Origin of the sequence: Nostoc sp. NMS9 (genome assembly GCF_017114995.1) — a bacterium.
Taxonomy (GTDB): Bacteria; Cyanobacteriota; Cyanobacteriia; order Cyanobacteriales; family Nostocaceae; genus Nostoc.
Genome location: NZ_JABXKL010000002.1, coordinates 1 through 24,886, shown reverse-complemented (window position 1 = coordinate 24,886; position 24,886 = coordinate 1). Strand labels below are relative to the sequence as shown.

Annotated in this window: 23 protein-coding genes; 20 read left to right on the top strand and 3 right to left on the bottom strand. The window is 42.3% G+C overall.

All coding sequences use genetic code 11. The annotated features are described in order from the left end of the window. Positions 1-563 precede the first annotated feature (563 nt). The 5 genes from HWQ40_RS00620 (at position 564) to HWQ40_RS00600 (ending at position 4,558) form a co-directional block, all read left to right on the top strand. Positions 564-1,994, top strand: a complete 1,431-nt coding sequence (locus HWQ40_RS00620) for a form I ribulose bisphosphate carboxylase large subunit (protein WP_292774271.1) — start codon at positions 564-566, stop codon at positions 1,992-1,994. Between the two features lie 132 nt (positions 1,995-2,126). Next, positions 2,127-2,537 carry a chaperonin family protein RbcX gene (locus HWQ40_RS00615; protein ID WP_292774269.1) on the top strand — a complete coding sequence of 137 codons (411 nt, stop codon included), beginning with the start codon at positions 2,127-2,129 and terminating at the stop codon, positions 2,535-2,537. A gap of 46 nt (positions 2,538-2,583) precedes the next feature. Further along, positions 2,584-2,922, top strand: a complete 339-nt coding sequence (locus HWQ40_RS00610; RefSeq protein WP_292731826.1) for a ribulose bisphosphate carboxylase small subunit — start codon at positions 2,584-2,586, stop codon at positions 2,920-2,922. Positions 2,923-3,308: 386 nt separating this feature from the next. Next, a complete protein-coding gene (psbP, locus tag HWQ40_RS00605) occupies positions 3,309-3,854 on the top strand; it encodes a photosystem II reaction center PsbP (protein ID WP_292774267.1) in 546 nt (181 codons plus the stop codon). A gap of 110 nt (positions 3,855-3,964) precedes the next feature. After that, complete coding sequence (locus tag HWQ40_RS00600) at positions 3,965-4,558, top strand: nucleoside triphosphate pyrophosphatase (RefSeq protein ID WP_292774265.1); 594 nt, start codon at positions 3,965-3,967, stop codon at positions 4,556-4,558. Between the two features lie 84 nt (positions 4,559-4,642). Here HWQ40_RS00600 and HWQ40_RS00595 read toward each other — a convergent pair whose 3' ends face one another. After that, on the bottom strand, positions 4,643-4,870 hold the full coding sequence (locus HWQ40_RS00595) for a hypothetical protein (protein ID WP_292774263.1): 228 nt from the start codon (positions 4,868-4,870) through the stop codon (positions 4,643-4,645). A 201-nt stretch (positions 4,871-5,071) separates the two neighbouring features. Between HWQ40_RS00595 and HWQ40_RS00590 the strand changes: the two genes are divergently transcribed. From HWQ40_RS00590 to HWQ40_RS00575, 4 genes are all read left to right on the top strand, one after another. Then, positions 5,072-5,809, top strand: a complete 738-nt coding sequence (locus HWQ40_RS00590) for a phycocyanobilin:ferredoxin oxidoreductase (protein ID WP_292774261.1) — start codon at positions 5,072-5,074, stop codon at positions 5,807-5,809. Between the two features lie 819 nt (positions 5,810-6,628). Beyond that, positions 6,629-8,053, top strand: a complete 1,425-nt coding sequence (locus HWQ40_RS00585; RefSeq protein ID WP_292774259.1) for an HlyD family efflux transporter periplasmic adaptor subunit — start codon at positions 6,629-6,631, stop codon at positions 8,051-8,053. Positions 8,054-8,221: 168 nt separating this feature from the next. Continuing rightward, complete coding sequence (gene devC / locus HWQ40_RS00580; RefSeq protein WP_292774257.1) at positions 8,222-9,376, top strand: ABC transporter permease DevC; 1,155 nt, start codon at positions 8,222-8,224, stop codon at positions 9,374-9,376. A 128-nt stretch (positions 9,377-9,504) separates the two neighbouring features. Further along, the gene (locus HWQ40_RS00575) at positions 9,505-10,212 is read left to right on the top strand and encodes a DevA family ABC transporter ATP-binding protein (RefSeq protein ID WP_292774487.1); all 708 of its coding nucleotides are present in this window, start codon (positions 9,505-9,507) and stop codon (positions 10,210-10,212) included. Between the two features lie 79 nt (positions 10,213-10,291). Here HWQ40_RS00575 and HWQ40_RS00570 read toward each other — a convergent pair whose 3' ends face one another. Then, positions 10,292-11,116: a hypothetical protein gene (locus HWQ40_RS00570; RefSeq protein ID WP_292774255.1), complete on the bottom strand. Its 825-nt coding sequence runs from the start codon at positions 11,114-11,116 to the stop codon at positions 10,292-10,294. A 104-nt stretch (positions 11,117-11,220) separates the two neighbouring features. On the opposite strand from HWQ40_RS00570, the gene HWQ40_RS00565 reads away from it, so the two are divergent. The 9 genes from HWQ40_RS00565 to HWQ40_RS00525 all read left to right on the top strand — a co-directional run bounded on the left by HWQ40_RS00565 (position 11,221) and on the right by HWQ40_RS00525 (position 20,657). Further along, positions 11,221-12,018, top strand: coding sequence for an HAD family hydrolase (locus HWQ40_RS00565; RefSeq protein ID WP_292774253.1), 798 nt, complete (start codon positions 11,221-11,223; stop codon positions 12,016-12,018). Between the two features lie 50 nt (positions 12,019-12,068). Further along, complete coding sequence (locus HWQ40_RS00560; protein ID WP_292774251.1) at positions 12,069-12,809, top strand: Uma2 family endonuclease; 741 nt, start codon at positions 12,069-12,071, stop codon at positions 12,807-12,809. Positions 12,810-13,182: 373 nt separating this feature from the next. Further along, positions 13,183-13,350, top strand: coding sequence for a hypothetical protein (locus HWQ40_RS00555; protein WP_292774249.1), 168 nt, complete (start codon positions 13,183-13,185; stop codon positions 13,348-13,350). A 214-nt stretch (positions 13,351-13,564) separates the two neighbouring features. Next, positions 13,565-14,359, top strand: coding sequence for a 30S ribosomal protein S2 (gene rpsB / locus HWQ40_RS00550; protein WP_012411819.1), 795 nt, complete (start codon positions 13,565-13,567; stop codon positions 14,357-14,359). A 238-nt stretch (positions 14,360-14,597) separates the two neighbouring features. Continuing rightward, positions 14,598-15,542, top strand: coding sequence for a translation elongation factor Ts (gene tsf / locus HWQ40_RS00545; RefSeq protein WP_292774247.1), 945 nt, complete (start codon positions 14,598-14,600; stop codon positions 15,540-15,542). 251 nt (positions 15,543-15,793) lie between these two features. Next, entirely contained in the window at positions 15,794-16,663 is an 870-nt protein-coding gene (locus HWQ40_RS00540; protein ID WP_292774245.1) for a hypothetical protein, read from the top strand. 146 nt (positions 16,664-16,809) lie between these two features. Further along, positions 16,810-19,311, top strand: coding sequence for an ATP-dependent DNA helicase RecG (gene recG / locus HWQ40_RS00535; protein WP_292774243.1), 2,502 nt, complete (start codon positions 16,810-16,812; stop codon positions 19,309-19,311). A gap of 250 nt (positions 19,312-19,561) precedes the next feature. Then, positions 19,562-19,774, top strand: coding sequence for a hypothetical protein (locus HWQ40_RS00530; protein WP_292774241.1), 213 nt, complete (start codon positions 19,562-19,564; stop codon positions 19,772-19,774). Positions 19,775-20,018: 244 nt separating this feature from the next. After that, positions 20,019-20,657: a histidine phosphatase family protein gene (locus HWQ40_RS00525; RefSeq protein ID WP_292774239.1), complete on the top strand. Its 639-nt coding sequence runs from the start codon at positions 20,019-20,021 to the stop codon at positions 20,655-20,657. Positions 20,658-21,009: 352 nt separating this feature from the next. Here HWQ40_RS00525 and HWQ40_RS00520 read toward each other — a convergent pair whose 3' ends face one another. After that, positions 21,010-21,963, bottom strand: coding sequence for a glycosyltransferase (locus HWQ40_RS00520; protein WP_292774237.1), 954 nt, complete (start codon positions 21,961-21,963; stop codon positions 21,010-21,012). 261 nt (positions 21,964-22,224) lie between these two features. On the opposite strand from HWQ40_RS00520, the gene HWQ40_RS00515 reads away from it, so the two are divergent. After that, a complete protein-coding gene (locus tag HWQ40_RS00515; RefSeq protein ID WP_292774235.1) occupies positions 22,225-24,564 on the top strand; it encodes a PhoX family phosphatase in 2,340 nt (779 codons plus the stop codon). 50 nt (positions 24,565-24,614) lie between these two features. Then, positions 24,615-24,886 (top strand): hypothetical protein (locus HWQ40_RS00510; protein WP_292774233.1); only part of this gene is annotated, 272 nt, incomplete at its 3' end.

The window sequence follows — 24,886 nt, the reverse complement described above, 5'->3', positions numbered from 1 at the left end:
AACTTTCAAAGAATAACTTATCGAATTCTTGATATATTGTGAAACAAGTTACAAATTACGTGGTGTGCGATTCTTTTATCTTTTGCTCACCACTCTGCTAAATCTCTGTCAAGTAAATTCTTTTCTGGTATCTTTTCCATCAAAGGGAAGATATAAGGAGTGTAAAGGCGGGAATGTGTGCCAGCCAGCCCAATCCCCTTAATACCCGAATTTATGGGGGAATTATCTAAATCAAGCCGTAAAACGCGGAAGTTTTGGTGAAATTGAGAAGGTTTAGTTGGGTGCAAAGAAGAGGTAAAAAAGAATTTTGATTTTTAGCAAGAGGAAACAGTAGAAGCGCTAGGTCGTGTACCCCTAGAAGGGGAAAACACTGGTGAGGAGGGCTACCACCGCTACCAAAGTGTCCGCCGCAAAAAAACTGCTAAGCTTTGCCAAAGGCAACTCCTAACAAAAAGTTTTTCTGATCTTCCCCTCGCTCATGGGGGGCAAGAGCGGGGTGAGGGGAAGTTGCACAAAACGTGATTTGATAATTAAAAAGAGTGATTTCAGGGAAGGATAAAATTATGTCTTACGCTCAAACGAAGACTCAGAGCAAATCTGGGTATAAAGCCGGGGTTCAAGATTACAGACTAACTTATTACACACCGGATTACACTCCAAAAGATACCGATCTTCTAGCTGCGTTCCGCATGACACCCCAGCCTGGTGTTCCTCCCGAAGAAGCAGGTGCGGCTGTAGCGGCTGAATCTTCCACAGGTACTTGGACAACTGTGTGGACAGATTTGCTCACCGACCTCGATCGCTACAAAGGTCGTTGCTATGATATCGAACCAGTTCCCGGTGAAGACAACCAATATATTGCCTACGTTGCCTATCCTTTGGACTTGTTTGAAGAAGGTTCTGTAACCAACGTATTGACCTCAATTGTCGGTAACGTATTTGGTTTCAAAGCTCTACGGGCACTGCGTCTAGAAGATATCCGCTTTCCAGTAGCTTACATCAAGACCTTCCAAGGGCCTCCTCACGGTATCCAAGTTGAGCGCGACAAGTTAAACAAATACGGTCGTCCTTTGCTAGGTTGTACCATTAAGCCCAAATTGGGTCTTTCCGCTAAGAACTACGGACGCGCTGTATACGAGTGCTTACGCGGTGGTTTGGACTTCACCAAAGACGACGAAAACATCAACTCCGCACCATTCCAAAGATGGCGCGATCGCTTCTTGTTCGTAGCTGAAGCTATCAACAAAGCTCAAGCAGAAACCGGTGAAATTAAAGGACACTACCTAAACGTCACCGCCCCCACCTGTGAAGAAATGCTGAAGCGGGCTGAGTACGCTAAAGAACTCAAAATGCCCATTATCATGCATGACTACCTCACCGCAGGTTTCACCGCCAATACCACATTGGCTCGTTGGTGTCGCGACAACGGTATCCTGCTGCACATTCACCGTGCGATGCACGCTGTAATTGACCGTCAAAAGAACCACGGTATCCACTTCCGTGTATTGGCTAAAGCCCTACGTTTATCTGGTGGCGACCACATCCACACTGGTACAGTAGTTGGTAAGTTGGAAGGTGAGCGCGGCATCACAATGGGCTTCGTTGACCTGTTGCGTGAAAACTACATTGAGCAAGACAAGTCTCGTGGTATCTACTTTACCCAAGACTGGGCTTCTCTACCTGGAGTGTTTGCTGTTGCTTCCGGTGGTATCCACGTATGGCACATGCCCGCCCTAGTAGAAATCTTTGGTGATGACTCTGTACTACAATTCGGTGGTGGTACTCTAGGTCACCCTTGGGGTAACGCTCCTGGTGCAACCGCTAACCGCGTCGCCTTGGAAGCCGTTATTCAAGCTCGTAACGAAGGCCGCAACTTGGCTCGTGAAGGTAACGATATCATCCGCGAAGCTGCCAAGTGGTCTCCTGAACTAGCTGTTGCTTGCGAACTGTGGAAAGAAATCAAGTTCGAGTTTGAAGCAATGGATACCGTCTGATCTGAGTTAACAGTTAAGAGTTAAGAGTTAGAAGTAGAGAGGCGATTAATCGCGTCTGTACAGGAGTTAAGATTTGCATAAATTCATAACTCATAACTCATAACTCATAACTCTTCAGGGCTGGGGTCAAGCATGAATCTTAAGCAAATTGCGAAGGACACAGCCAAAACTCTCCAAAGCTATCTGACTTATCAGGCTCTAAGGACAGTATTGGCACAGCTAGGCGAAACTAATCCTCCATTAGAACTTTGGCTGCATAACTTTTCGTCTGGCAAAATTCAAAATGGTGAGTCATACATTGAGCAACTGTTGCGAGAAAAACCAGATTTGGCTTTGCGAATCATGACTGTCAGAGAACATATTGCGGAAGAAATTGCAGAATTTTTACCGGAAATGGTTCGCACTGGCATTCAGCAAGCCAATATGGAACAGCGTCGCCAGCATTTAGAACGCATCACACAAGTAGTAGACACATCTAACCCCAGTCTGCAACCAGAACAGCAAGCAACTTCAGATCCGAATTTGGATAACTTATCCAATTAGTTCGGTCAATCTACTAGTAAAAAATCGCAACCCATTATCAAAAGCTATGCAAACTTTACCAAAAGAGCGTCGTTACGAAACCCTTTCTTATCTTCCCCCTCTGTCTGATGCTCAAATTGCTAAGCAGATCCAGTACATTTTGAATCAAGGTTACATTCCAGCGATCGAGTTCAATGAAACTTCTGAGCCAACAGAATTATATTGGACAATGTGGAAGTTGCCTTTGTTCGGTGCTAAATCCACTCAAGAAGTATTGAGCGAAGTCCAAGGATGCCGTTCTCAATTCAACACCAGCTATATTCGTGTTGTGGGTTTTGACAACATCAAGCAGTGCCAAATTCTCAGCTTTCTTGTTCACAAACCCAACAAAGCCAACAGATACTAAGGCTAGTGAGCTTTAAGTAATTAGTTTATCCCCATAGGAGAGGTAGAATTATTTGCCTCTCCTGTTTACTAGATTTGTTTTTAAACGCAGAGAGACGCAGAGGTTTACGCAAAGTGACGCGGAGTTATTCTCTACGTTTTTTAAAAAGGTAAGAAATGGAATTACAGCATCTATAGAAGAGCGTTAGGGGGACTAGCAGACCACTAAGACCTATGCAACATTGCGATTAGACGTGAACCCAAGTAGTTCAGGAAGTATTTGCCGACATTTGTGCATTGACCCCTCAACATCTAATGCACTATCCGAAGCGTCCCGGTTGGTGGGAGAATAAAGACGAGAAATGATGCAAGTCTTGTGTTATCTCCAGCCCAAAGGAATCTCTAGAAATGTGGAAACGAATTGTATTAATTTTGCTATTGGTGTTGAGCTTCAGTCTGAGTAATTCGGATGTTGCGGCTGCGGCTGGACTCAAAAGCTTTGTAGACAGTAGTGATGGCTATCAGTTTTTATATCCTAACGGCTGGCTGCCAGTTAAAGTTGCCGATGGGCCAGATGTGGTTTTCCACGATTTGATTGAGGTGTCTGAAAATGTTTCGGTTGTGATTAGCCCAGTTCCTGAAGGCAAAACTTTGTCAGAATTGGGAACCCCAACAGAAGTAGGATACAAATTAGGAAAAGCGGCTCTTGCGCCTCCTGACTCTGGTCGTTCGGCGGAATTAGTCAATGCTGCACAGCGAGAAGTAGACGGTAAAATATACTACCTTTTAGAGTATGAGGTTAAACTCCCCAATCAACAGCAACGACACAACATCGCCAGTGTCGCTGTGAGCCGTGGTAAACTTTTTACCTTTAATGCCTCAATTCCTGAAAAACGCTGGCAGAAAGTCAAACGAATGATTGATGAGGTTGTCAATTCTTTTTCTGTTTATTAATTGGGGAGTAGGGAGAAATCAATTAAAAATTAAAAATTAAAATAAAGACCGGGGAAAAGGGGAACAAGGGAAATAAGCAATGCCCAATTAACAAATTTTTCTAAAATCTCATGAAAATTCCACCTTTTGTACTTGCTTCAGCTTCTCCAGCCCGACGCCGCTTGCTGCAAACTGTTGGTATTGAACCGATAGTTCGACCTAGTGACTTTGATGAGTCGCAAATTGAACTAAGTGAACCAGCAGAATTGGTCAAAACTCTTGCCCAGTATAAAGCAGAAACTGTAGCCCCAGAGTTTGAATCAGCTTTGATTATGGGTTGTGATTCAGTTTTGTCCATCAATGGTGAAATTTACGGCAAACCAGCAGACTTCTCTGAAGCGATCGCACGTTGGCAGATAATGCAAGGTAACTTTGGCGACTTGTACACAGGTCACGCCTTAATTGACCATGACCAAAACCGTACTTTAGTCAAGTCTCAAGTTACAAGAGTTTACTTTGCTCAAATGAGCGAGAAGGCAATTAAAGCTTATGTTGCCACAGGTGAACCCCTCAAGTGTGCTGGTGCCTTTGCCATTGAAGGTTTTGGAAGTTTCTTCGTGGAAAAAATTGAAGGCTGTCACAGCAATGTAATTGGACTCAGTTTACCCCTGCTGCGGCAGATGCTAGAGGAATTGGGATACGATGTCACTGATTTTTGGCAATAGTCATTTGTCATTTGTCATTTGTCATTTGTCCAAAGTGAATAACCAATGCCCAATGCCCAATGCCCAATGCCCAATGCCCAATAATTAATAACTAAATTGCCTGATATTGAGTATTGCCTCTCCATGATCTGGAATCCAGGCTAGCCACTCATCTGCTGAAACCGGACACAATAAAAGTGCTTCGTCAAAACTAAAGGGGTTGGGAAGTTGCAGAAGGTTTACCCAAGTAGAAGCTCTGAACCTCTGTAAGCCTTCCAGATTGTGCCTTCTTGCTTGCACAGCAAAATCCGGTCTATGAGAATCTAGTTTCATAGCTTTCTATTAGCCTTCACAAATGGGCTAATCTAAAATTATTTCTGTAACCTAGACTACAAAATAAATAATCATTGTGAAAAGCAACTGTCTTATAAATTTACGTTGGCTGGGTTTAAGTGTTTGCTTATATTGCAGACCACAACAGGTATGGCACGACAGGTTGTAGACTGGCCATTAGATCGCATTCCCAACTAGAATATGTCATTTACTTCTATGCCCTCGCTGCGTGAGCAACAACATCCCCTAATTCGTCAGCTAGCTGATTGTATTGAGGCAGCTTGGCATCAGCACCTGGATTTATCTCCCTACCATTTGCCTAATGAGTTGGGGTATGTGGAAGGTAGACTAGAAGGCGAAAAACTGACGATTGAAAACCGTTGCTATCAAACGCCCCAGTTTCGGAAAATGCACTTGGAACTGGCAAAAATCGGCAATATGCTGGATATTTTGCACTGCGTCATGTTTCCCCGTCCAGAATACAACCTGCCGATGTTTGGTTGTGATTTAGTTGGGGGTAGAGGTCAAATTAGTGCGGCGATCGCAGACCTTTCTCCTATCCAAGTAGAACGAACCTTACCAGAATCTTATACTTGTGCACTGACACAGCTAACAGTGCTTAACTTTTCCCAACCCCGTGAATTACCTGAATGGGGAAATATTTTTTCGGATTTTTGTATCTTTGTGCGCCCTAGTTCTCCAGAAGAAGAAACAATGTTTCTGTCGCGGGTGCGAGAATTTTTAGACATTCATTGTACCCAAGCGATCGCCTCACGTCCTGTTTCAGTTGAACAAGTCACCCAAAATCTCGCCGGACAACACAACTACTGCACCAAACAGCAGCAAAACGATAAAACCCGCCGCGTACTAGAAAAAGCCTTTGGTCCAGCTTGGGCAGAAAATTACATGACCACAGTTTTATTCGACCTTCCAACTTAATCATTCCCCCATCTCCCCATCTGTAGGCTCTGTTACGTTTTCGCATAACGGATAAATGTAGAATTCATTCAACGAGAGTTTAATGGAGTCCCAAAACAGCAACAGGGAGAGTAGTAAGGTCTTTGAAGCAAATATCACAAAATGGTTTGTTGTCTTGGCAGGTGCAAGCAACTAGAGACAGCTAACTCATTGACCAGAAAGTTAAGGAAACTCTGATATTAGGAATGTTCAAGTTGACAGATATTTTTTAGTTAGTTAATCGTTTATTGACTTAAGGAAGACTAACTTTTGTAGCAAGATTGTGTCCAACAAAGGCAACAGTCTATTTTTGATGTTTCTTTTCAATTTTGTGACTAACTATAGCCGTAGTGAATGTAGCAGTAAAGTACCGCATCATACCAATTTAGGATTTTGTGTAGAGATGTGATGTATCGCGTCTTTATATCTAGATTCATACTGCTTGTGAATTCTGCTAACTCTCATTGCACTCATGTGTCAATAATACTCAGAGTTATTGAATAGCCAGCTACTATAGCGTTTCTCAGTTTCAATACAGACCTAACCCCGCCCCCTAGTAAGCCTCAAAACCTCTCTCCTTTTAAAAGAGAGGTTTGCAGAGAGGTCAAAGTGTATTGCATACATACGGCTATAGAAAACACCATTTTGTAAAGCCATAGTGTTGAACGTTCATCACACAATGGATTTTTAAGCCATACCCAGCTTGAAACCACTGTTGTTTGTCCTAACAGCTGGCTGTTGATTAAAAACCCTTTTATTTTTACTTCCATCAGCACAATTCAGGTAAATGGGCAACATACTATGTCAAGGGTGACTGAAAAGCCAAAGCCAAGTGAACAGACACTTAATCACGAACAACCTAAGATTTGGTGGGGTATCGCTGTAGCCGTGCCAGTAGTAATCGCTGCTGGGATACTAGGTACGGCTAAAATCGAGCAGTTAAGAAAACTAACTACATCCGTACCAGTAATGCCATCTACCAATAGCATTAGTGCTGTAGGGCGTTTGGAACCGCGAGGCGAAGTTGTTAAATTGTCCGCCCCATCATCAGGATTAGCACCATCATCACGAATTCAGCAACTTCTAGTGAAAGAGGGTGAACAGGTAAAGCAAGGTCAAATTGTGGCAATTTTGGACAACCGCGATACCCAGATAGCCGGACTACAAGAGGCAAAAGCGAAAGTCCAAGAAGCCCGTGCAAATTTAGCACAAGTCAGGGCTGGCTCTCCAAGAGATATTCAAGCTCAAAGAGCAGTTATTGCTCGCCTACAAGCGCAGTTACTTGGGGAAAGGAATGCTCAACAAGCAACGATCGCGCGGATTGCAGCTCAGTTAAGTGGTGATAAACTTGTCCAACAAGCAACCGTAAATCGCCTAGAAGCTGAACTCAGTGGGCAAAGAGATGCTCTCAGAGCAACGCTTGTACGTATTCAAGCCGAACAGCGCAATGCTCAAGTCGATGCCGGACGCTATGATTTTTTATACAAAGAAGGTGCTATTTCTCAGCAAGAGCGGGACAGAAGACGCTTGAGTGCAATAACTGCTAATCAGCAGGTGGCTGAAAGCCAAGCTACCCTAAAGCAGACACTGGCAACCTTGCGACAGCAACTTGCTGAGGCTAGAGCCAACCAAATACAAAATTTAGCAACTTTGCAACAGCAGTTAATCGAAGCTAAAGTTAACCGTGATAAAACTGTAGCAACTTTGCAAAGACAAATTGATGAAGAAAAGGCCAAACTAAGCAGAATTTTAGATGTTAGTCCTACCGATGTGCAAGTAGCGCAAGCCCAAGTTAGTAATGCGATCGCAAATATCAGAAAAGCCGAAGCAGAACTAAGGTTAAGCTACGTTCAAGCACCAATCGCTGGAGAGATTTTAAAGGTTTACACCAAATCGGGTGAAGCGATCGGCGCAAATGGGATTGCTGAAATTGGCCAAACCAACCAAATGTTTGTAATTGCGGAAGTCGCTGAAGACAGCATTGGTAAAGTGCGTCTTGGTCAAAATGCTACTATCACCAGTGATAACGGCGCATTTAGCGGCGAATTAAAGGGAACTGTTACTGAAATTGGCAGAAAAATTGGTAAAAAAGATGTGCTGAATACAGATCCAGCAGCAGATGTGGATGCCAGAGTTGTAGAAGTTAAAATTGCTCTGTCTCTAGAAGATAGCCATAAAGTTTCTGGTTTAACTTACGCCAAGGTTATTGTCGATATTAATAATTAATTCAGTTGTCGGTGAGCAGTAATCCCAATCCATAATTTGATATTTTGGATTAAAAATATTCTTTAATAGTCTGTTTAATCAATTTTAAACATTCTATCAATCCGGTACGGCTGTCACCATAATGAGTTGAAAATCTAAAATCGCTAAACTTGCTAAAACGTCTATACAATGAATCAAAAAATACCTTTGTCATGGCTACAACTGACAAGAGAAAAAACTCGCCTAGCTGTGGCTTTAGCAGGAATTGCTTTTGCCGATATTTTAATGTTTATGCAACTCGGCTTTCGGGATGCTCTGTATTATAGTAACGTTCGATTCCATAATAGCTTGCAAGGCGATATTGTTTTAATTAATAGTCAATCTAACGCTATATTGGCAATGAGAGGCTTTTCTCAACGACGATTATATAAAGCTTTAGAATTACCCGCAGTTCAATCCGTACATCCGATATATTTGGACTTTACAATCTGGAAAAATCCTGTAACCGGTCGTCCTCGGAGTATCCTAATCTTTGGAATGAACCCAGAAACTAACCTAGTTAACTTACCTGGAGTTCAAGAAAATTTAGATAAACTTAAACTACCTGATGTAGTTCTATTTGACCGTTCTTCTAGGTTAGAGTATGGTCCGATCGCTGCTAATTATGAGCAAGGAAAGACTGTAACAGCAGAAGTACGAAGGCGGCGAGTTAAAGTAGAAGGGCTATTTACATTAGGCGCATCATTTGGCGCAGATGGTAATTTAATTACGAGTGATATAAACTTTCTGCGAATATTCAGCAATCGTCAAAAAGGATTAATTGATATTGGGCTAATTAGATTAAAACCGGGAGCCAATGCTAATGTTGTTGCCCAAGAATTACGAAAGTATTTACCTAATGAAGTAAATGTTTTAACTAAACAAGAATTTATTGACTTTGAGCGTAATTATTGGGCAAATAGTACAGCCATTGGCTTTATTTTCACATTAGGGACTGTCATGGGTTTCATTGTGGGGACTGTGATTGTTTATCAAATTCTTTATACAGAAGTTGCAGATCACTTAGCTGAGTATGCTACCCTGAAAGCAATAGGTTACACACAAAACTATTTATTGACAGTCATTCTTCAAGAAGCTTTATTATTAGCAGTTTTAGGCTATTTTCCTGGAATAGTTTTTGCCCTATTTATGTATAACAGCGCCAGAAATGCAACACTTTTACCAGTTTTTATGAGTTTTGACCGAGCGGTAATGGTATTGATTTTGACTATGATAATGTGCATTATTTCTGGGGCGATCGCAGTTAGAAAATTACGCTCTGCCGATCCAGCAGATATCTTTTAATTAATACAATATTAATTAAAATGTATTAATAATAAGTTTGATTTATGATAATAATTAAGCAAATTTAATTTCTGACAGTCACTACAGTTAAATTTTGGAACTACTAATTTATAACTAACAAAAATATGATGGAAAAAGAACCTGTAATCGCCATTAAAAATCTCAATCACTTCTATGGCAAAGGCGCACTGAGAAAACAGATATTATTTGACATCAACCTAGAAGTTTATCCAGGTGAGATTGTGATTATGACCGGCCCATCAGGTTCAGGTAAAACAACATTACTGAGCTTAATTGGTGGTTTGCGGTCTGTACAAGAGGGAAGTTTAAAATTTTTAGGTGAAGAACTTATTGGCGTCAGTCAAAACAAATTAGTGCAGATGCGACGCAACATTGGTTATATTTTCCAAGCTCACAATTTGCTAGGGTTCTTGACAGCCAAGCAAAATGTGCAAATGGCAGTAGAATTGAACGATAATATTTCTCAAACAGAAGCAGTGGCTAAATCAAAAGCGATGCTGGGGTCTGTTGGTCTAGAAGAACGAGTTGATTACTACCCAGACAATCTTTCTGGTGGACAAAAACAAAGAATTGCGATCGCCCGCGCCTTGGTGAACCGTCCCCCCTTGGTACTAGCAGACGAACCAACAGCAGCATTAGACAAACAATCAGGACGCGATGTCGTGGAAATAATGCAGAGTCTAGCCAAAAATCAGGGAACTACTATCTTATTAGTCACACACGACAACCGTATTTTAGACATAGCCGATCGCATCGTAGAAATGGAAGATGGTCTTTTAACCCGTAATTCCTCTAATACAGTTATTCAGTCATGATTTTAGTCATTAGTCATTTGTCCCTTGTGAATGACCAATGACTAATGACTAATGACTAATGACTAATGACAGCCATAATTTATTGTCTAGCCGAGCCTGATTTTTTAATTCCAGATGACTTTGGTGGAGTTGGAGTATTTGGTTGGCGACTAGTACGAAAAGTCACATTCACGCCTTCATTCGATTGTTCCAGTACTAGTAGAGGCGTAGGTTTAGCCTTTTGATCCCAATGCATGGTAGCAATCCGACCTTGAATTATTGGTTGCCAACTATCTTCATCTTCTATCGGGCTTAGGTAAGTTTCTATACAATCAATAATTTGACTAATAGTCGCAGAAGTTGCTTGCGTCGGTAATTTCATTAACCGGATTTGAATCCGAAACAACACCCGTTTAGCAGAATTTCCTGGACTACCAGTCTCATACTCGACATCAAAAATTTCATCTACTTGCCGTCCAGCACTATTAGCAATTCCAACCGATCCCTGTTGGGCTTGATTTGGACGCAGGGCTTGAGAAATTTTTTCTTTGATCTGAATCTTTATTTGATTAAGAATTGCAAAATGAAACACCTCTTCTGACATCCGCATTCGCAGATAATCCAGGTTAAAGTCCCGTGAGTTCACCAAATCGGGATTAGTTTCCATTTTGCGAATTGTTTCCAGCGCCAGCTTAAACTTTTTCTCTAGTTCTCGGGCGCGGAATTGTTCAAACTTAAGTTTTTTCTCCAGCTTATCCTTCTGGAGTTTAATATACACAATCAAAGCAATTACCACTAAAGCCAGTCCTCCAGAAGTTACCAACAATAATGGTGGTATTTGAGGATTACTTGCTGGCACTTCCTGGGATGCCTTTTTAGTAGTCTTTTTCCCGGAGGATTGGGCAAGAAACATTGAAGTGGACATGGTTGGAAACTGAAAAACTTGACTCCTGATGTTTAGGATGCCCAAATCTTCAAGGTCATCTTGCTGTATGATTAATATTTTTTACAGCCTTTTACAAATCCTATATGTCCAGACATTTGAGCCTCCCTCCTCTATCTGAGGTTTCATCTCCAAACTTTAGCAAGATTCGTCTGATAGCCACAGATATGGATGGCACCCTGACTAGACGAGGAAAATTTACTCCCGCACTGCTACAAGCTTTAGAGGATTTAGCCGCAGCTGATATTAAGGTGCTAATTGTCACAGGACGTTCTGCTGGGTGGGTAAGTGGATTGAGTAGTTTGATGCCAGTGGCAGGTGCTATGGCAGAAAATGGTGGTTTATACTTTCCACCTGGAAATCAGAAACCAGTAGTTTTGACACCCATTCCCGATTTAGCTCAACATCGCCAGCACTTGGCTACAACTTTTGAGAATTTACAAACTAAATTTCCCCAAATTCAAGAATCTGCTGATAATCGCTTTCGCGTCACCGACTGGACTTTTGATGTAGCTGGTTTGCGTCAAGACGAACTACAAACCCTAGATAATCTCTGTGAACAAATGGGCTGGGGATTTACCTATAGCAACGTGCAGTGTCACATTAAACCCCAAGGGCAAGATAAAGCTGTAGGATTGTTGCAGGTATTGCGCGAATATTTGCCCCAGTATTTATCAGAACAAATTGTCACTGTTGGCGATAGTCCCAATGATGAAAGTTTATTTAATCAGCGTTATTTTCCTGTTTCTGTAGGCGTGGCAAATGTCCTGGAATATGTGAATCAGTTGAAATATCAGCCTGCTTACATTACCACTGCTGCCGAAGGGGAAGGATTTTGTGAGTTATCTAGTTATATTTTAAAAAGCTTGTACATCCCAAGTTAGAGAGAAGTATAGTTGTTCTACAATAATCTCGTAGCACTGAGTTTACAACCATGACGGCTACTCTACCTGTTAGTGTCGAATCAGAAATCTTCTACCCCAGTGCTGATGGTCAACCAGTGGCAGAAACCTACGACCACCTTTATGCTTTACTAACTACCTTAGAAGTCCTGAAACAGTATCTGGCAACTCGTCAGGCAACAGTATTGGCAAATCAATTTCTTTACTATGCACAGGGCTTTCCTAAATTGCGGGTAGCCCCAGATGTGATGGTGATTTTTGATGTTGCACCTGGCGGTCGGGACAACTATAAAGTTTGGGAAGAGGGTCAAGTACCGACAGTTATTTTTGAAATGACATCCTTTGGGACTAAGGGACAAGACGAAATCTTCAAAAAGACCCTCTATGAACAGCTAGGTGTTAACGAATACTGGCTATTTGACCCGAAAGGCGAGTGGGTGGAACAACAGTTACGTGGCTATCGCCTGCGAGGAGAAATCTACGAACCGATACAAGATGGACGCAGTGAACCGTTACAACTACGCTTGGTGGTTGAGGGAAGGCTAATTGGGTTTTACCGAGAGGATACAGGGGAAAAATTACTGATCCCTGGTGAACTGGTAGAAGCTTTAAGGCAAGAAATTTTGGCAAGACAGCAGGCAGAAGAACTAGTAGAACAGGAACGCCAACGAGCAGAACAGGAACGCCAACGAGCAGAACAGGCAGAATTCCAGATAGAACAGTTAAAGGCAAGATTGCGATCGCTCAATGTAGACCCCGATACTATTGAGTAACATACACCAGAAGTTGCTATAGCTACGCCCGTCGTAGACATGGTAGGTGTTATAAACAAGTAGACAATTTGTTACCTGTGTGTTTGCCACATTTATTACCTGAGACAGAATACAATAGATGAGTCTCTAGTGCGTTTCAATCTAGTAAGTCTTAACAATACTGCTTTGATTGAGAAGACTGTTTTATACAGTCATTCACAAGCAAAACTGAATCAAAGGATAAATAAACCGCCAGCCCTTTAAGCACCCAGAGACGCTAAGAGACTAATAGATACTTGAAGGACAGGTTGGTGTTTTATTTCTAACTTCCACTAAAAAGTCCAAGACCAATGTCAAGTCAAGAATTTACCTTTAAATATTGAGGTATAAAATTATGCAAGAAATTGAAAGATTCTTTGGCAACTTGTTCAGTGGCATAATCAACCGCTTTAAGTATTCTGCGATGGACGCTGCCGATCGCAAAATGAGAGAAACTATCGACGATCAGATCGAACAACGGCGACAAAAACCCAAACCTAAAGATCAAGAAGACCGCGAGTAGACCTTTAAAACAGCAAGATTTTCATTACTAGTGCTGCTTGATTGTTGAGTAGGCAGCGCCATTTTCTTGACCTCACTCGGTCAAGCAACTACAACTCTTCAGAATATGCTAACCTAGTATGGTTAACTAATCTCGCACATCTAAGAATTCGGGTGTTTCCCGATTGGGAAATACACTTGGATGGAGGTTTAACCCGAATCGGAGTTGAAAATATATGCCAGTAGTTTCATTGGCTCAAATGATGGAGTCAGGGGTTCACTTTGGGCATCAGACCCGGCGTTGGAACCCAAAAATGTCTCCTTACATTTATACTTCCCGCAATGGCGTGCATATTATCGACTTGGTGCAAACTGCCCAGTTGATGGATAATGCTTACAACTACATGCGATCGCACGCAGAACAAGGAAAGAAATTTCTTTTCGTCGGCACCAAGCGCCAAGCAGCTGGAATTATTGCCCAAGAAGCTAGCCGTTGTGGTTCCCACTACATTAACCAACGCTGGTTGGGCGGAATGTTGACCAACTGGGCAACCATCAAAACACGGGTTGACCGTCTGAAAGATTTAGAACGCCGTGAAGAAACTGGCGCACTAGATTTATTACCGAAAAAAGAAGCATCAATGCTACGTCGGGAAATGACGAAGCTTCAGAAATACTTGGGCGGCATTAAAACAATGCGAAAAGTGCCCGATATCGTGGTAATCGTAGACCAACGCCGGGAATATAACGCAGTTCAAGAATGCCAAAAGCTGAATATTCCCATTGTGTCCATGTTGGATACAAACTGTGACCCCGATGTAGTAGATATCCCCATCCCAGCGAACGACGATGCTATCAGGTCAATTAAGCTGATAGTCGGAAAATTGGCAGATGCCATTTATGAAGGTCGTCACGGTCAGCTGGATGCTGAAGATGATTACGAAGATTACGACGGTAGTGAGTATGACGATGACTACGAAGAAACCGAATATACTGATGCCGTAATTCCCGATGAGGAAACAGAAGAATAGTGCTGAGTCAAGAGTGCTAAGTCCTGAGTAAGATAGAAAGACTCAGCAAATTGAATAGTGCTGAGTCTTGATTTTTGAAGTTGTAAGTTGTGATTTGTCAATGAAGAATAAAATTGATAACTGAACACTCAAAACTCAGCACGGGCTAAACGCCCCGCTAACGCTAACAAAACTCAGTACTAAGTACTAAATTAGGTGAGTGATTACAACTCGAGGTCAAGTTAGGAATTGAGGCAAAATGGCGGAAATATCTGCAAAACTCGTCCAAGAGCTACGCCAAAAAACTGGTGCCGGCATGATGGACTGCAAAAAGGCGCTGATAGAGACTGAAGGCAACGTAGAAGAAGCCGCAGACTGGCTACGGAAAAAGGGCATCTCTAAGGCGGGGGCAAAAAGCGATCGCATTGCGGCAGAAGGTCTAGTAGACACTTACATTCAGCCCGGAGGTCGAGTGGGTGTACTCATAGAAGTCAACTGCCAAACCGACTTTGTTGCTCGTAACGAGGCTTTTAAAGCTTTAGTTAAGAATCTAGCAAAGCAAGCAGCGACAGCTGATAGTGTTGAGTCTTTATTGGCTCAACCCTATATCGATAATGAAAGTGCGACTGTAGAAGAATTTATCAAGCAAACCATTGCCACCCTTGGTGAAAATATCCAAGTGCGCCGCTTTGTTAATTTTGCAATAGCAGAAGGCACACAAGGTGTAGTAGACAGCTACATTCACACTGGCGGTCGAGTTGGTGTATTGGTAGAACTAGGTTCCCAAACTGAGTCAGTGGCTGCTAATTCAGAGTTCCAAACCTTGGCACGGAACACTGCAATGCAAGTTGCGGCTTGTCCCAATGTCGAGTATGTGAGCGTAGACCAAATCCCCGCCGAAGTTGCCCAAAAGGAAAAAGACATTGAAATGGGCAAGGATGATTTGGCGAACAAGCCTGAAAACATCAAAGAAAAGATTGTTCAGGGACGGATTGAAAAACGCCTGAAAGAATTGACTTTGCTCGATCAGCCTTACATTCGCGATCAGAGTATTTCCGTGGAAGACTTGATAAAGCAAGTGAAGGCACAATTAGGCGAAGAGATTCAAGTGACTCGCTTTGTCCGTTATATACTGGGCGAAGGCATTGAAAAGCAAGAAATGAGCTTTGCTGATGAAGTTGCTGCACAAATTGGCACCAAGTAACATTAGTTAGGAGTTAGGAGTTAGGAGTTAGGAGTTAATAGGAAGTTAGCTTCATAATTCATAACTTATAATTCTTAATTCCTAACTGCTTAAAGGACAGGTCAAGCAAATAGCCTGACCTGTATTTTATTTAATAAAGACAGAAAATTTCGCATTTTAATTTAAAATCTAAAATTCTCTGAAAAGTTATCCTAAAATAAGTTTGTACATTTGTACTATGTAATGGTTCAGATGGGCAAGAGCAAAAAAATATGGCAAGAGCAATCGAGCGAATTGAGCAGGATATTGCAACACTCCAAGAAGCGATCCAGGCGATCGCAATCGAACTACAAAGCGCTTATGCTAGTTATCTAAACACCTTGGGGCTAGCTGTACGCAAACAGTTGATTCTTGCGAGTTATCACCTCTGCACCCAAGGATATCCCGAAAACTTTCTGCATTTGTCATTGAATCAGCGCCAACAATTACAACAAGCCATCCGCAAGTTGGGTCAACTGGCAGCTGAACAATTGCTCATTTATATTACAAGTGAAGAATCAGGGGAAGATGAGGTGGATGAGGTGGATGAGGTGGATGAGGTGGATGAGGTGGATGAGGTGGATGAGGAAGTAATATCCTCTTCATCTTCACTGTTTCTGAACACTTCTAGTTCTCAGTATCTCACTGCCAACACCTCCGATCCTATAGAACTGGCAAAATGGCAACAGAAATTAGAAGAGGTTGCGCAAGAGATACTGAAAAAACTTTCGCATGATGCTAATCTTTTGTTACAAAAAGCTGGAGTATTACCGAAAAAATTACCAGAACCGATTTTAGCAGCAGCGGCGGCAGCATCAGAAGCATCTGCTGAGGTCATGCCAGGGCCACCCAATTTATTAAACTTAGTAATTGAAATTGAAAATGAGCAACAGTCAGAAGATTCTGGACTGACTCAAATCATGGCTATTAACCTGCGGCTAGGAGAAATTGAATTTGCTGATGTGACACTTTCTTCTGAGCGCAAGCGAATCCGCAGTATTTTAGTTCAGCTAAACAAACTAGGACGAGAGTATAAAAAGAGATATAAAGAAAAGGCGATCGCTGAAGCGGAAGCTGCATGGCGCGCTAGTTGGTTTGAATAAAGTTATGAGTTATGAATTATGAGTTATGAGTTATTTATTCCTAACTCCTAACAGACGCGATTAATGAGCCAGCGCGTTGCGGGGGTTCCCCCCGTTGTAGCGACTGGCGTCGCGTCTCTACTCCTGACTCCTCACTCTGCTGACCAATGATTAATGAAAAACCAGATTGGATACGATTGCACAAAGCCTTGGCAATAGAAGCTGAACGTGGCTTTACAGACTTGATGGGCAGAGAATACCGTTTCAGTGAATTTCTGAGCCTAACTTTGGGCAAATTCCCAACAGGCTTACCCCAAACTGAACGCCGCCGTTGGCAAGGACTAGCGGTGCAATTTGCTAGTTATCCACATCTAGCACTGGAAGAAAGGCAGCATTTAGTAGCAGAGACTCGTAGGTATCTTTCCCAACTACAGCAAGAGGAGCAGCGAAAGGAGGAGCAGAGGGAGCAGGGGAGCAGAGGAGCAGAGGAGCAAGGGAGAATTTATCAATCCAAAATTAAAAATCCAAAATCTCCAATTGTTACTGAGGTGAGTCGGAGACTTGCACCAAAAATTGAGCAAAAACTCAGTGATTTACCAGAAATAGGCTTTAAAAAAGCTGATAATTTGGCACGGCTTGGTTTACATACCGTCCGTGACTTGCTTTTCTACTATCCTCGTGACCATATTGATTATGCGCGTCAGGTGAATATCCGCGAGTTACAGGCGGGTGAGACGGTGACAATAGTGGCTACAGTGAAGCGTTGCAACTGCTTTACTAGCCCTAAAAATCAGAAATTATCAATTTTAGAATTGGTAGTAAAAGATAACAGCGGTCAAATCAAAATTGGCCGTTTTTACGCAGGTACGCGCTTTAGCAGTCGCGCTTGGCAAGAAAGTTTAAAACGCCGTTATGCAGTAGGTAGCATTCTGGCAGCCTGTGGCTTGGTGAAAGAAAGTAAATACGGATTGACATTGGATAATCCAGAACTAGAGGTTTTGGCAAATCCAGGAGATACGATTGAGTCGCTAAATATTGGGCGGGTAGTGCCAATTTATGGACTAACTGAAGGCGTGGTGGCGAATACAGTGCGACAGGCGGTAATTGCTGCTTTGCCTGCTGCAGCTAACCTAAAAGATCCTTTGCCAAATGGTTTGCGGCAGAAGTATGGTTTGATGGAATTAAAAGATGCGATCGCTAATATCCATTTTCCCAGCGATAGCGCCGCCTTACAAGTTGCCCGTCGTCGCCTAGTTTTTGATGAATTTTTCTACCTACAACTTGGCTTACTCCAACGTCAACAGCAAGCAAGAGCGATTCAAACCAGCGCCATTCTTGTCCCACGCGGTCAACTTGTAGAGAAATTCCACGAAATACTGCCTTTTCAACTCACTGGCGCACAGCAACGAGTTCTCAACGATATTCTCAACGATTTACAAAAACCTGTGCCAATGAATCGTTTGGTGCAAGGTGATGTCGGTTCTGGGAAAACGGTCGTCGCAGTGTTAGCTATCCTTGCAGCAATTCAATCTGGCTACCAAGCGGCGCTGATGGCTCCCACAGAAGTTTTGGCAGAACAACATTATCGCAAGTTAGTTAGCTGGTTTAATCTACTGCATTTACCAGTGGAATTACTTACAGGTTCCACTAAAGCTGCGAAACGAAGACAAATACATTCTCAGTTAGGAACTGGTGAATTACCTCTGTTAGTAGGAACTCATGCCTTGATTCAAGACCCTGTAAACTTCCAGCAATTAGGGTTAGTGGTGATCGATGAACAGCATCGCTTTGGGGTAGAACAACGGGCACGTTTGCAGCAAAAAGGCAATCAACCTCATGTGTTAACTATGACAGCTACCCCAATTCCCCGAACCTTAGCACTGACGATACATGGGGATTTGGATGTGAGCCAAATTGATGAGTTACCACCGGGACGACAAAAGATTCAGACAACAGTGCTATCGGGTCAGCAACGCAACCATGCTTACGACCTGATCCGCCGAGAAATTGTCCAAGGTAGACAAGTTTATGTGGTTTTGCCATTAGTGGAAGAATCAGAAAAACTGGATTTGCGATCGGCTGTTGACGAGCATCAAAAGCTACAGGAAAGCGTTTTTCCCGATTTTCAAGTAGGGCTGCTACACGGTCGCATGAGTTCAGCCGAAAAGGATGAAGCAATAACCAAATTCCGTGATAACCAAACGCAAATTTTGGTTTCTACTACTGTTGTTGAAGTAGGTGTAGACGTACCTAATGCTACAGTAATGCTCATTGAAAATGCAGAGCGATTTGGCTTATCGCAACTGCACCAACTGCGGGGGCGCGTTGGTCGTGGCGCGGCTCAGTCCTACTGTTTATTGATGAGCAGTTCCAGAAGCCCTGATGCTCAACAACGGTTGAAAGTATTGGAACAATCTCAGGATGGCTTTTTCATTTCTGAAATGGATATGCGTTTTCGTGGGCCAGGGCAAGTACTGGGAACTCGTCAATCTGGAGTGCCAGATTTTACCTTAGCGAGTTTGGTTGACGATGAGGAAGTTTTACTTTTAGCGCGGCAAGCAGCGGAGAAAATAATAGAAATGGATATTACTTTAGAGCGTTGGTATTTAATGAAAGAAGAGTTGAAGTATCGGTATGAGCGCTTAATGGGTGGGGCGATTTTGACATAACATATTTGAGTTAGAAACCTACATCAAGCAATGAATCTTCAATTTGATTGCTGGGGGCAGGGCGGGGCACTCAAGTTGACCCCAAACACTGACACAATCCTTGCTGAATCTGCACGGGCAGCAACCGAGGTTGCCAAGGAAAGGACATTGAAACATTTAGGTAATGCGATCGCTGCTGCACTAAACTAACAATCTTCTTAGAGGATAAAGGCGATCGTGGTTTGGGGGTGCGATCGCATCAATTAAAAAAATGAGAAAATCAAAGCGACGATTAAAAGAGGACGATCGAGTAGAGTTTATTTCGCATGATGAGCAGTGCAAGCCATTCAAGCAGATAGGGATTGTTAGGCTCTACGTTTATCCACACAGTTTTAATCCCAATAGTTACATTGAGATTGTTGACGAAAACAAAGACCTGATCTTTTATGGGAATGCAGGCGATGATATTCAAAAGTCAAAGTGAAAAGGCGATTATACAGGGGTGTAGGAGTGCGATTTGGAAGAAGTAGGGAATTGCCAACGGTATCCGTATCCCGGCTCAAACTAGAGTAATAGCTCTTACCGCTACTTTTGTCAACGAAATCAAAAGTTTGTGGTTGATTGACTTTTTTGGTTGATTACTTTGTCCTGGTGTCACAGACTCGATTGCAAGATTGATGGTAGTTTATTTTTGCACAAACTCCTTTATCCCAATCGCAACACAAGCTATGACACTCAATTTGTATTTACTGCGACATGGAGAAACTACTTTTAGTCAAAGTGGTAATTTCTGCGGTGAAACTGATGCTCAGTTGACCTCTGAAGGGATACAGATGGCAGAGAGTTTTGCCGATGTTTATCAAAGCTTGTTGTGGGAGGCTGTTTATGTTAGCCCGATGAAGCGCACAATTGCAACTGCCAAGCCATTTTGTGATGCTATCGGTATGAATATGCAGTTGCGTGACGGACTTAGAGAAGGTAGTTACGGCTCTTGGGAAACTTTGAGTAAATCGTTTGTCCAAGAGAATTACGCCCAAAACTATGTAAAATGGTTGACAGAACCGGCTTGGAATGCACCCATTGGTGGAGAAACTGCGGTAGATATTGCTAACCGTTCTATGCCTGTAATTGCTGAAATTCAAGAAAAACATCCCCAAGGTAATGTTTTAGTAGTTTCCCATAAAGCCACGATTCGGATTATGCTTTGCAGTTTACTAGGAATTGATTTGGGACGCTATCGCTATCGAGTGAATATTTTGGTCGCGTCGGTAAGTATGGTTAAATTTGACGTTAATGGCCCCTTGTTAGAAATATTAGGCGATCGCCATCATATACCCGATGGTATTCGCTCTCGTCCGGGAACATAACAGTCCTTAAACAAAAACCGAAGACCAACACAAAAGGATTTGATTCACCGGACGAATGGCAAGAAATCTAAGGGCAAGAAAAAGTAATTAATCTGAAGTTATCCCATAAATGCTTCTGGTTGACCCAAGATAGCTGCAATTTCGTCCCCTGACAATCCAAGCATCACTTTCTCAAGGTTAACGCAGTCCTGCTCTCACTGGTGGGTACTAACGCCTTCAATGCCCAAGAAAGAGATCGCATTCTTTCAGGATTTGTATAGAAACTGGTACAGACGGGCGCACCTCGCACCTAATCGCTTTTTCCTCTAAGAACTGCTTTTCGGGGCAGTGCTACTTCCCAAAGGTGTTTAAATCACGATGCTTGCTGCATTTGAGCATAGGCTTCATAAACACCCTTCACGTTGTACCAGTTGAGAAAAATTCGAGCAATTTCTAAAGCTAATTGAGGTTTACCTAAATTAATTAGCCATTGCAATAACGGAGCCATTGTCCGCTCATTTAGTGTGCCATTAAGTGACAAAATTCCCCAAAGTAAGCGATGCAGCCAAGTCATTTGAATCATCATTCGTACTTCCCATGTAGGATGCTTCTGATAAAACAAAACTCCCATCCGTCCGCGTTGAATTTCTTGGTCAATTAATCGGGGAATTTGCTCTAAGTTAAATGCTGGATGCCAGTGATATCCTACGGCTTCTGGACATTTAATTAGTGTCAAACCTAGTTTTTTCAGCCGCACACCTAATTCTAAATCTTCCCAGCCATAGAGTTGAAAACTAGTATCAAAAAGTCCCGCTTTATCTAACCAATGTTTAGGAATTGCTACATTTCCCGTAGCAAAAAAAGCGGCTGAAAAATCTGTGACTTTGTAGGGTTCAGCCGTTGGATTGTTGAAATTACAAGTATTAATAACTGCACCGTAAGTGAAAAAGCGATCGCTCCCCAATTTCTCTTTACCCTGCACTAGTGCCGACTCATGAGCTTGCAGGAAATTCTTCAGCACTACTAAATCGCTATCAATAAAGATAATTGTGTCTCCCTGCGCCTTCTCTACCCCCAAATTCCGAGCCGCAGCTGGGCCAGCATGATCTTGCTCAAACCAGCGCACATGAGGAAATTCCTCTTTGTGTGCTGCTAACCACTCCAACGTCCCATCAGTAGAACCATCATCTACCAAGACAATCTCGTAATTAGTAACTGAACTTGGCTGACTCAACTCCTGCACCTCCAAGGCGCGGAGGCACTTTTCTAAAATCGGTTGGCGATTATAAGTCGGTATCACAACGCTGAAAAACACAGTCTCACCCACAACACTATTGATTTATCCTTCTTCAGGATAGGACAGATGGGGCGTTGACACTGTTCCTTACTTAATTCGAGCTATAGTAAGAGGTGATAATTTTTAGTTAATTAATTTATAACCTAAGCTTAATCATTGTCAACTAGAGTAAATAATAAAATAATCATACTTTTATTATTAATAGCTTATTAGTTATTTCAAATACCGCAAACTTTTAGAAATTAGAGTTTATTTCTACTAAATTTTTCTGTTACACCAGAGGAAAGTTTTATGTCTAAATTAAGTCGGAGAGAACTTTTAAGATTTTTTGCTGGTAGTGCTGGTGCTGCTATTTTGGGAAATAAACTTCTAAATAATTTTGCTAGAGTTGCAGAAGCAAAAACCGCTAGTATAAGCTTTACACCTGTACGCTTACCACATCCCCTACCAATTTATCAACAACAGAAAAATTTCTTGCCAACAGGAATTGGTCAGGGAGAAGTAGTTAAAGCATCTACGGATATTAAGTTAAGTAGCTACAACGTTATTGATGATGTGGTAGTGCCACCAGAGTACGAACGTTATGTAATTGTCAGTTGGGGTGATCGCGTCTTTCCTAACAAAGATGATTATTTTGGTTATAACAACGATTTCACTGGGTTTATTTCCCTTGGTAAAACTAATGATGTCGGGTATTTATGGGTAAATCATGAATACGTTAGTTTTCCATTTTCTAGTTTAGTCGTAGAAGATTCATCCGAGCTGAAAGGACTACCAGACGCATTTGAAAACGTCATTGGTTGGGCTTTACCCTCCAGCAGAAATATTGAAGTTGAAGGGGAATTTTTATATAATCAAGGCGGCTCGATCGTCCGCATTTCTCGCCAGAATAGAAGTAAACGTTTTGCTGTAGTCAAAGATGCCAAAAATCGCCGCATTCATGGTCTGTCTGGGTTAGGAATCAATAGCCAACGCAATGATGACTACAAAAATATCACCACTTGGGGAAGTCGTAACCACCAAAAAGGTGACAAAAATTATTTAATTGGGACTGGTCCAGCTGCAAGCCAAGTTTTTAATCTCTCCTCTGACGAATTGGGCAACAAAATTATTGGTACTGCTTTCAACTGTTCTGGCGGTAAAACTCCTTGGGGAACGATTTTATCTGCGGAAGAGAACTTCCAAAATAGCGTCACAGAAGGAGTCAAAGCTAATGGCACTCAGACAGATTACACAGATAAAACTATCGGCAAGACTTTTGGATTAGTTGGCGAAAAATACGGCTGGATTGTCGAAATTGACCCCAAAAATCCGAAATTTCGCCCCCCCAAACATACTTCGTTAGGTCGTTTCCGCCATGAAAATGTTGCCCTGCGCGTTGAAAAAGGCAAGAAATTAGTTGCTTACTTGGGTGATGACAGACGGGGGGGACATACTTGGAAATTTGTCAGTGCAAGCACTATTGCTTCACCAACGAGTAAAACGAACAGTAGGTTGTGGGAAAATGGGACTTTGTATGTTGCCCGTTACAATCCAGACGGTACAGGTAAATGGATACCCTTACTTTTAACTACTGCTACCAATCCAATTACGCCGACAGTTCTATCTTCTGTAGAATTTGCGGCGTTACAGAAGGTACAAAAAGAAGGTCTTTTACCACTACCAAGACGCAATGAGATTGCAGGTGAAACCAAAGATGGTGGTACATTTAAATGCGATCGCACTAACGAAGCAAAAGCACTACCTGATTATCAAAATAAAAAGCTATCTGACTTCTACTCTAGCCAAGGTGCTGTACTTAGTGATGCTTTTTTAGCTGCAAACTTAGTCGGGGGAACTCCCACAGCGCGTCCAGAAGATATAGAAGTGCATCCAACCACCAAAGAAGTATTCATTGCCTATACTGATGGTGCGCCAGGAAGCGATGGTTATCCTGATTCGCGGATTTTTCAAGTTGCCAAATTAAGTACAGATGCCAATGCGACTCAGCAATCAGGAGGACTGTACAAGATTATTGAAGATAGCCCCGATGCTACAGGTTTAACCTTCCGGTGGCAGAGATTTGCCCAAGGTGGCGAAGCCGGAACTGTTAATGGTGCTGGTTTTGCCAACGTCGATAATCTAGTTTTTGACAATCAGGGAAATGTTTGGGGTGTTACGGATATGTCTACCGGCACTCACAACGGTTTTGATGTAGGTGCTGAAGGTAAGCAAACCAAAATCGATCATACAGTTAGTGGTAATGTTTCTGATTTTACTGGAGTTTTCGGTAATAACTGGCTATTTTTTATCCCTACCAGTGGTGTAAATGCCGGACAGATAATACCATTTGCTTATGGGCCAGTGCGCTGCGAAATGACCGGGCCAAGTTTTGTCGGAAATACACTGATTGTTTCAGTACAACATCCTGGTGAAGATTGTCCAATTAACGATGGCACGATCTTGAGTCGCAGCATTGAATTACTAGATTTGAATGGTACTACATTCAATCAAACTCGGAGTTTACCTCGTGGCAGTAGTTGGCCGAGTAATATCTCAAAAACTGATGGTGGTAGGGAGCAAGCTACAGGTGTTCCCCGACCATCTGTAATTGGTATCTGCCCGAAAAATTTTCGCAGTAAGTTTATTTAACCTGATATCTTGGATCATTTTTAATTGGCATCCTAGTCCACTAGTGGAATATGTTAGTAATTCCTCTGCGTAACTATGCCAACGCAGCGAGTGTCGAGTTCCTGTTTTCTGAGTTTTTCTTTCGCCAATACAAAATTCCAATACCGCACTATGAGGCTTTTGTCCAACTCAACCGTATGGGTAAACTGCTGCTAATTTTCGATGGTTTTGACGAAATGGCAGCTAAAGTAGACCAACAAAAGATGATTAACAACCCCCCTTCCGCACCCCCAAGTGTCACAGAGGGAAATTACTGGGATCAAAAAGTCAAGCAGGAATTAAA